11 protein-coding genes are annotated in these 7872 nt (G+C 71.4%); 3 read left to right on the top strand and 8 right to left on the bottom strand.

What is annotated here, in order from left to right:
• Positions 1 to 74: 74 nt before the first annotated feature.
• The 5 genes from ACFW2E_RS01685 to ACFW2E_RS01665 all read right to left on the bottom strand — a co-directional run bounded on the left by ACFW2E_RS01685 (position 75) and on the right by ACFW2E_RS01665 (position 3883).
• Positions 75 to 857 (bottom strand): ABC transporter permease, encoded by a 783-nt coding sequence (locus tag ACFW2E_RS01685; protein WP_384459710.1) that lies wholly within the window; start codon positions 855 to 857, stop codon positions 75 to 77.
• Positions 854 to 1846, bottom strand: a complete 993-nt coding sequence (locus tag ACFW2E_RS01680; protein ID WP_384459707.1) for an ATP-binding cassette domain-containing protein — start codon at positions 1844 to 1846, stop codon at positions 854 to 856. The genes ACFW2E_RS01685 and ACFW2E_RS01680 overlap by 4 nt, the downstream gene beginning before the upstream one ends.
• A 90-nt stretch (positions 1847 to 1936) precedes the next feature.
• Positions 1937 to 2779: a DUF4097 domain-containing protein gene (locus ACFW2E_RS01675; protein WP_384459704.1), complete on the bottom strand. Its 843-nt coding sequence runs from the start codon at positions 2777 to 2779 to the stop codon at positions 1937 to 1939.
• Positions 2780 to 2864: 85 nt separating this feature from the next.
• Positions 2865 to 3383, bottom strand: a complete 519-nt coding sequence (locus ACFW2E_RS01670; protein ID WP_384459701.1) for a toxin-antitoxin system HicB family antitoxin — start codon at positions 3381 to 3383, stop codon at positions 2865 to 2867.
• Positions 3384 to 3712: 329 nt separating this feature from the next.
• A complete protein-coding gene (locus tag ACFW2E_RS01665) occupies positions 3713 to 3883 on the bottom strand; it encodes a hypothetical protein (RefSeq protein WP_384459699.1) in 171 nt (56 codons plus the stop codon).
• Between the two features lie 209 nt (positions 3884 to 4092).
• Between ACFW2E_RS01665 and ACFW2E_RS01660 the strand changes: the two genes are divergently transcribed.
• Positions 4093 to 5070 (top strand): hypothetical protein, encoded by a 978-nt coding sequence (locus ACFW2E_RS01660; protein WP_384459696.1) that lies wholly within the window; start codon positions 4093 to 4095, stop codon positions 5068 to 5070.
• Positions 5071 to 5349: 279 nt separating this feature from the next.
• Here the strand turns inward: ACFW2E_RS01660 and ACFW2E_RS01655 are convergent, their stop codons facing one another.
• From ACFW2E_RS01655 to ACFW2E_RS01645, 3 genes are all read right to left on the bottom strand, one after another.
• On the bottom strand, positions 5350 to 5727 hold the full coding sequence (locus ACFW2E_RS01655) for a fic family toxin-antitoxin system, toxin component (protein WP_384459693.1): 378 nt from the start codon (positions 5725 to 5727) through the stop codon (positions 5350 to 5352).
• The gene (locus ACFW2E_RS01650) at positions 5727 to 5966 is read right to left on the bottom strand and encodes a hypothetical protein (RefSeq protein ID WP_384459690.1); all 240 of its coding nucleotides are present in this window, start codon (positions 5964 to 5966) and stop codon (positions 5727 to 5729) included. Before ACFW2E_RS01650 ends, ACFW2E_RS01655 begins: the two co-directional genes overlap by 1 nt.
• A 472-nt stretch (positions 5967 to 6438) precedes the next feature.
• On the bottom strand, positions 6439 to 6990 hold the full coding sequence (locus ACFW2E_RS01645) for a TetR/AcrR family transcriptional regulator (protein WP_384459687.1): 552 nt from the start codon (positions 6988 to 6990) through the stop codon (positions 6439 to 6441).
• Positions 6991 to 7094: 104 nt separating this feature from the next.
• On the opposite strand from ACFW2E_RS01645, the gene ACFW2E_RS01640 reads away from it, so the two are divergent.
• Both ACFW2E_RS01640 and ACFW2E_RS01635 read left to right on the top strand, forming a co-directional pair.
• Positions 7095 to 7607 (top strand): carboxymuconolactone decarboxylase family protein, encoded by a 513-nt coding sequence (locus ACFW2E_RS01640; protein ID WP_384459684.1) that lies wholly within the window; start codon positions 7095 to 7097, stop codon positions 7605 to 7607.
• Positions 7604 to 7804: a hypothetical protein gene (locus ACFW2E_RS01635; RefSeq protein WP_384459681.1), complete on the top strand. Its 201-nt coding sequence runs from the start codon at positions 7604 to 7606 to the stop codon at positions 7802 to 7804. The genes ACFW2E_RS01640 and ACFW2E_RS01635 overlap by 4 nt, the downstream gene beginning before the upstream one ends.
• Positions 7805 to 7872 lie beyond the last annotated feature (68 nt).

The following is a 7872-nucleotide window of genomic DNA, read 5'->3' as shown; positions in this document are numbered from 1 at the left end:
TGGCCGCTCGCCGCTCCCCCCGCGCGGGGGGGGCGGGGCGGGGGCGCGCGCGCGCCCCCCCCCCCCCCGGCCTCTCAGCGCTTGGTGGTGCTGTTGAACAGCGAGCGCGACCAGACGTAGCCGACCAGGGCGATGCCGGCGCACCAGGTGAGCGAGATCCAGCCGTTGTCACCGATCTCCGAGCCGGAGAGCAGACCGCGCAGGGTCTCGGTCATCGGCGTGAAGGGCTGGTTCCCGGCGAACCAGCGCAGGCCCGGCGACATCGAGTCGGCCGGCACGAACGCGGAGCCGAGGAACGGCAGGAACTGGATCAGCAGCGGCTTGTTGCTCGCCGACTCCACGGTCTTGGAGATCAGGCCGAGCGCCACCGACAGCCAGGTGACCGCGAACGCGATGGCCGCGAGGAGACCGGCCGCGGCGAGCCACTCCAGCGCGCTCGCCCCGGAGCGGAAGCCGACCGCCAGGGCGACACCCACGACCAGGACCATGCACACCATCGTCTGGATGACGCTGCCGATGACATGGCCCGTCATGAACGACGAGCGCGTGATGTTCATGGTGCGGAAGCGGTTGATGATGCCCTCGGTCATGTCGGAGCAGACCGCGATCGAGGTCGACATCGAACCGGCGGCCACCCCCATGACGATGATGCCGGGGGTGAGGTAGTTGAGGTACGCGTCCCGGCCGCCGCCCATGCCGGCGCCGATCGCGTCTCCGAAGGCGTACACGAACAGCAACAGCATCAGGATCGGCGTCAGGGCGCTGCCGAGCCCCACGGACGGGTAGCGGATGGCGTGCTTGAGGTTGCGCCGCAGCATCGTCGTCGAGTCGTGCACGGCGTAGGTGAGCGTGCTCATCGCAGGGTCTCCTTGACGTGAAGTGGGGAGGCGGCGGTGCTGTCGCCGGTCAGGGCGAGGAACACGTCGTCGAGGTCGGGGGTGTGCACGGAGAAGTCGGCGGCCCGGATGCCGGCGGCGTCGAGCCGGTCGAGCAGGGCGCGCAGCGCGTCGAGGCCACCGTCGCCCGCCACCCGCAGGGCGAGGTTCTCGTCGTCCCGGGCCGCCCCGGGGAAGGCACAGGCTCCGCGCTCGTACTCGGCGGAGTCGGTGAACCGCAGCCGTACGTGGCTGCCGGGGATCCGTGCCTTGAGCTCGTCGGCCGTGCCCTCGGCGACGATCCGGCCGCCGTCGAGCACGGCGATCCGGTCGGCCAACTGGTCGGCCTCCTCCAGGTACTGGGTGGTGAGGAAGACGGTGGTGCCGCCCGCGACCAGCGAGCGCACCGTGTCCCACATGGTGCGGCGGCTGCGTGGATCGAGCCCGGTCGTCGGCTCGTCCAGGAAGATCACCTGCGGATCGCCGACCAGCGTCATGGCGATGTCGAGGCGGCGCCGCATACCGCCGGAGAAGGTCGCGGCCCGCTTGTGCGCGACGTCCGCGATGTCGAACCTCTCCAGCAACTCCTTGGCGCGGAAGCGCCCTTCACGCTTGCCCAGGCGCAGCAGGTCGGCCATGAGGAGCAGGTTCTCCTCGGCGGTGAGCAGGTCGTCGAGCGCGGCGAACTGGCCGGTGACGCCGATCGCGGCGCGTACGCCGTCGGGCGAGGTGGCGACGTCGTGCCCGGCCACCTGGGCCCGGCCGCCGTCGGCGGCGATGAGCGTGGACAGGATCTGCACGGTGGTGGTCTTGCCGGCGCCGTTGGGCCCGAGCAGTGCGAACACGGAACCGGCCGGGATACGCAGATCGATGCCGTCGAGCACGGTCTTGTCGCCGTAGGTCTTGCGCAGACCGATGACGGAGACGGCGGCGGGCGTCCGCGGACCGTCCCCCCGTCTGGGCGTGGGCATGACAGATGAAGGCACGGGGTCCTCCCGTTCGAAGGCTGAAGTGACTGGGGGTAGGAGGAGATGAAGGTGGTGCGGGAAGCGTGAGGGCGCTCAGGCTTTGGCGCGGAGGATGTCGATGTTGCCCCAGTTGGTCCGTGCGCGGACCTTGACGGTGTCCTCGGTCTGCTCCGGGGCCTCGGCCGCGGCGAGCGTGTTGCGGACCTGTCCGCGGTTGGAACGGACGTCGAGCCAGGCGGCGGTGCCCTCGCGGATGCCGACCTCGATGGAGCCGTTGGAGGTCTCCAACTGGACGTCGCCCCGGGCGACTTCGGCGACTCGGAGGGGGCCGTTGGTCGTGGTGCCGGTGACCGACGCCTCGGCACGCGCGATGTCGATGCCGCCGTTGGCGCCGCTCACCCGCAGCTCGCCGGTCACCGCGCCGACGGCCGTGGTGCCGTGCGAGTTCTTCAGGACGGCGGGGCCGTCGACCGTGCCGACACGCACATTGCCGGTGCTACTGGTGATCTCCGCCATGCCCTCGACCCGGTCCACGGTGATCGAGCCGTGCGAAGCGGTCAGCTTCAGCGGGCCGGTGGTGTCGAGACGGACGTCGCCGGCCGAGGTCTTCACACGGACCTCGCCGAGCCGGCCCTCGCCGAGCACATTGGCCCCGGCGCCGGTCATGTCGACGCGCGAGCCCGTGGGCAGTTCCACCGTCACGTCGACGGTGCCGCCGCGCCCGAGCAGATTGGCCTTGGGCGTGGTAACGGTCAGAATGCCGCGCGCGAAGGCGACCTCGGTCTGGCCGGCCGTCCGTACGTCCAGGTCCTTCTTCGGGTCGCGGGGACGCACCTCGACGACGGTGTCGAGGCGGTCAGCCGTGGCGAACCGGATGGAACCGGCGTACACATAGGCGGTAACCGCAATCGGTTCGGGAGTTTCGAAAGAAGGCATGGCTGTACCGTCCTCATGAGTCCTTGGGCCGTCCCCGCAGGTGGGACGCGGTGTGGGTGCGGTGCGGTGCTGGGGGCGGGCGCGGCTAGCGCACCCAGCCCGTGAAGCTCTGTCCGACGGTGCGGGTCCGCTCCGTCGCAGGCGGTCGCGTACCGCCGTCGACCGCGGCCGACACGGCCCGCACCAGCCACGCGTTGACCGACAGGCCCTCGCGGCTCGCGGCCTCCTCGGCGCGCGCCTTGAGGTGGGCCGGCAGGCGCAGATTGACGCGGGCGGTGCCGCCCTCGTCGCCTTCGGCGGGCACCTGCGCCTTGAGCGGTTCGACGGGCGCGGCGGCCGCTTCCGCGGGGCCGCCGTAGGCGGGCGGCGGCGTCACCACGAAGTCGGGGTCCAGACCGCGCAGCCGTACGTCGACCGAGCCGGGGGCGAGCTCGCGGGTGATCTCGTCCATCGCGGCGGAGAGCACGTTGAGCATGGTCAGACGGGTCGCCGACTCCAGCGGAGCGGTGAGTCGCTCGGCCAGCTCGCGGGCGTCTTCCCCGCCGGCTTCCGCGGCCACCGCGAGTTCGCGCCGCAGGGTGTCGACATACGGAGTGAGGTCCATGACGCCATGGTGGCACCACAATGGCGCCAAGCGCAAGCCCGCTTGGCGCCTCGCAAGGGGCGCATAGGACGAACACCGGTCCCGACCTGGGTAAAGACGGCGGGACGGCTTGCCCCATCTTGGCGCCATGCGCGCTCACACGACGCCCCCATGACCCCGGGATGACACCTGAGTGGCACCAGGTGGCACCAGGTGATGCCACCCGGCGCCACTAGGCGCCACCCGACGTCAGGTGATGCCAGGCGATCGCGAGAGGGGGCGGCCCGTCACCGCGGATCGCCCGATTCGCCCGATAGCCGCGGGCACCGTCGAGCGCTCTTCTCCGGCATTCACACACCGGGGCCGTCAAGGTCTGGCGCTTCCGCCTCGGAACGGGGCCCAGGCGGGGGGAACAGGAGATCCTCGTAGAAGCTCAATCCGAATATCACGGCCAGGAGCATCACCGGCACGAGCAGGCCCACCACGACGACCATGACGCCTCCCGGCACGACAGTGATCACGGGAACGGCAACGGCAACGGATCCGCTTCCAGCTTGCGCCGAACGGGGGAACACAGCACTCCGGACCGGCACGGCCGTGGGCCATCCGGGTGAAAACCCGACGGCGCTGCGGCATAGGGTTCGACCGCGACAAGCCCGTGCGGGCGCACCTGCGCGCCTTCACCTCGCCGGGGCCCCTCCGCCTCGGCCCGGAACAGAGGAATTCGGCCGTGAATCCCGAAGTCGGCGGGACGTATTCGCCCCGGACGCTGATCGAGCATGTCCCGGCCTTCGCCGAGCATGCCCGCCCCGCGACGCTGCTCCGCCCGTCCGCCGGTACCCCGGGCCCGTACGAAAGCTCCGTCGGCGGCCCGCTTCTGTGGCCGTCGGACGAGCAATGGCCCGTGTGCCGGGCGCCGCACCTGGTCCACAAGCGGGAAAAGCTGTCAGAGCGCGACCAGGAGCTGTGGCAGGAGATGGACCGCAGGATGAAGGAGCGCCGGGCGGCGCGCGGTGGCGCGTACGAAATCACCGAGGAGGACGCGCAGACGCAAAGACGCATCATGGACGGTGCCGGCGCGCTCGACATGATCACCTGGGAGCGGATCCGGACGGTCTCGGAGCCGCACGCCACGCCGTCCCCCATGGTTGCGGTGCTCCAGTTGTTCTCCCGGGACGTCCCCGGTCTGCACTTTCCCGCCGGCTCGGACCTGCTGCAGCTGTTGTGGTGCCCCGACGACCACTCCGAACCCCCCGGCCAGCCCAGATACTGGGGTCCGAACGTCGAGGTCCGGTTCCGGTCCGCGGCCGGGGTCGCCGAGATCCTGGACCCGCCCCGTCCGCAGGAGCTGAAGAACGGCTACCTCCCCCACCCCTGCGTCCTCGACCCGGTCGACGTCGTCGACCTGCCCGACCAGGACGAACTCCCCGAGGACCTCGTCGAGACGGCCGACGCCTGGGCCGAAGATCTGGACCTCGAGTACGCCCGTACCTTCGGCTGCCTCTCCGGGTGGAAAGCCGGCGGCTGGCCGAGTTGGCACCTCACCGACCTCGTCCCGATCGACTGCTCCTGCGGCGCGCGGATGCGCCTGCACCTCACCATGGACAGCGGAGGCGCCCCGAAGCTCAACGTGGGCCGTTTCGGCGAACTCCGGGTGTTCATGTGCCCGTTGGACGACTCCCACCCCGTCCGTCTCAACATCCAGTAGGCCATGCTGCCGTGCCGGTCACCCGGTCGCTCGGGCCGACTGGCGAGAGCGGCTTGAGCGGCTTGAGCGGCACAGTCTTCCTGGACACAGTGGTCGCACCGCATCGCCGGTCGAGAGGTGCCGGCGCCGCGCCGGTCGCAACCGCGGCCCACGAAGCCCGTGCCGCGCAGTGCGCATGGCTCCACGTCGGCTTCGAGGAACACCTGCGTTCGTCCTGCTTCGAGGCCTGCGGCTTCAAGGAGACGGCAGCCGGTCCGATCGCCCCATGACGCCCTGGGCTCAGGTGGCTTGGGGCCAGGCCCGCAGGAGGGCGGCGATACCGGCGGCCGTGCAGGCGGGGTCCCGCAACAGGTCGCGCAGGGCCACGGCGTCCTCTCGGGTGGGCTTGACGGGGATGCCCGAGGCCTCGAGGTACATCACGCCCGTCGCCGCGGCCACGGCCATGTTGGATCGCTCCAGCCAACGGCAGCGGCCGAGGATGTGGATCAGGGCGGCGGCACGGGCGTACGGGCCGTCGTATACGGGCTGATCGAGCAGCTCCGCCTTGTGAGCGGCCACGGCGGCGACCGGTACGCCGTAGTCGTCGGGGGCCGGATCGCCCGCGCCCGCGAGTTCCGTGACCTGCAGGATCCAGGGGACGTCGATATGCAGGTCCATTACGCGGCGTGTGCTCCCGGGGCGGAACGGTCGGCGTCCTCGGCCTCGTCGAAGACGGCCCGGTGTTCGTCGAGGAAGCGGCGTGCGGCATCGAGGCCGCGCTGCCGCAGCCCGCCGGCGTCGTCCTGTACGAGCGCGGCGATGTAGTCACCGACGCTCATGCCACGGTCCTTGGCGCGCGCCCGGGCGAGTTCCGCGATCTCGGGATCGACCCGCGCACCCAGCTGTGTCTTCGCCATGCCCTGAGGGTAACACCTGTTACCAGGCGCGGGACAGGCGCGACTCGACCAGGACCCTCACCACCACGTCCTTGTCCTACCGGGAGCCGGCGTCAGCGGCACAGCCCCCGGCCGGCCGCAGTGTCAGCCGGTCGCCGAGCGGTGTGTTCGACGGGCCCGTCCAGGCGCCGAGCAGCAGTCACTGGCGCAGCAGGTCGCCGGGCCCGGACAGCGGCCCGCCGCCGCCGAACGAGGTCTGGATCGAGCCCGCCACCGACTGGCACGAAGGGGGCACCAGCGACAGTGCGATCCCCGCGGTCCCGGCGCTCGCGGCCAGGCGGGCGGCGCGCGGCGCGCGGCGGCACACTCTGCCGGGGCAGCGGCTCCGCGTCCTTGACGGTCGTGCGCGCCACCAGCACCGTGAGCAGGGAGGTGTACAGCATGGCCGGATGACGGCCGGGGGACCGACAGCGCGATCGACGTAAGTCCGGCGTCACTCGCGGCAGTCGCCCAGCACCGCCGCCGCCACCGCGCGCGCCTCCTCGGCGGGAGCCGTGGTGCGTTCCCGCAGCGCGGTGACGATCGCGCCGTCCATGAGGAGGACGAACTGCCGCGCGAGCGCCTCGGGTTGGGTGTGACCGCGCTCGGCGAGCAGGGCGGCGACGTAGGCGGTGACGCGCTCCTTGTGCTCGGCCGCGACCCGGTAGGCCGCGCTGCCGGTGTCGGCGGTCTCGGCCATGGTGTTGATGAAGGCGCAGCCGCGGAAGTCGGCGCCGGCGAAGCGCTCGGCCAGTGCGTCGAAGACGTCCAGGGGCTTTCCGCCGAAAGCCTCCACGCGTTCGGCCAGCCAGGCGCGCCAGGCCTGGTCGCGTCGCTGCAGGACGGCCACGACCAGGTCGTCCTTGCTGGCGAAGTGCCGGTAGAAGGAGGCCCGGCCGACTCCGGACTCGGCCAGGATGCGTTCGACTCCGACGGCGCGGATGCCCTCGGCGTAGAAGAGTTCCTCGGCGGCGTCGAGGAGGCGTTCGCGTGCGTGGGTGGCCATGGGCCCAGGCTACCTCGATCTTGACAATTATGGTACCGATCAGTACCGTCTCACCCCCAGAAGACGGAACCGATCGGTACCATCTGGGGGACTCAATGCCACGCATGCCACAGCTCGCCGACGACCCTTCGGGGCTTCTCGACCAGACCCGGCGCCAACTCGGCCGACTGCCCAACCTCTACGCGGCGATGGCCAACGGCCCGGCGGCACTGACCGGATACCTGGCCCTGCGCGACCACCTCGGCCGCGGCGTCCTGTCCGCCCGCCTCCGCGAGCAGCTCGCGCTGCTGACCGCCCAGGAGAACCACTGCACGTACTGCGTCAGTGCCCACACCCTCCGGGGCCGGAAGCTGGGTCTGACCGACAGGGAACTGGTCCGCACCCGCGAGGGCGCCGACGACACGGACCCGCACGCCGACGCCGTGCTGAGGATCGCCCAGGAGGTCATGCGTACCGGGGGCCGCGTCGAGGACACCGCACTGGCCGACGCCCGCCGGGCCGGGGTGACCGATGCCGAACTGGCCGAGATCGTCGCCCACATCGCACTCAACACGCTGTCCAACTACTTCAACCACCTGGCCCAGCCGGACCTGGACTTCCCGGAGGTGTCCGCATGAACCGCGAATGGCGCAAGGGCTCGATCGAGCTCGTGTCCGGCTACACCCTCACCGACGCCGACGGCCGTCCGGCCGGCCGCGTCGAGGATGCCGACTTCGCGGTCGAGGGCGGCTTCATCAACGTCCGCGTCCCCGGCCACCTCCACACCCAGTTGGTCTCGGCGCCGGCTGTCCGGCTGATCACCTGCGACTCCTGACCGATTCCTCCCGGGAGGGCCGGGGGGGCGGGGGGGGGGGGCGGGGGGGGGCGGCGGGGCGGGGTCTC

This window comes from Streptomyces sp. NPDC058964 (assembly GCF_042741275.1).
In the GTDB taxonomy this organism is placed as follows: Bacteria; Actinomycetota; Actinomycetes; order Streptomycetales; family Streptomycetaceae; genus Streptomyces.
Note: the sequence above shows the minus strand (reverse complement) of the source record. Positions and strands in the feature narration are given on the sequence as shown.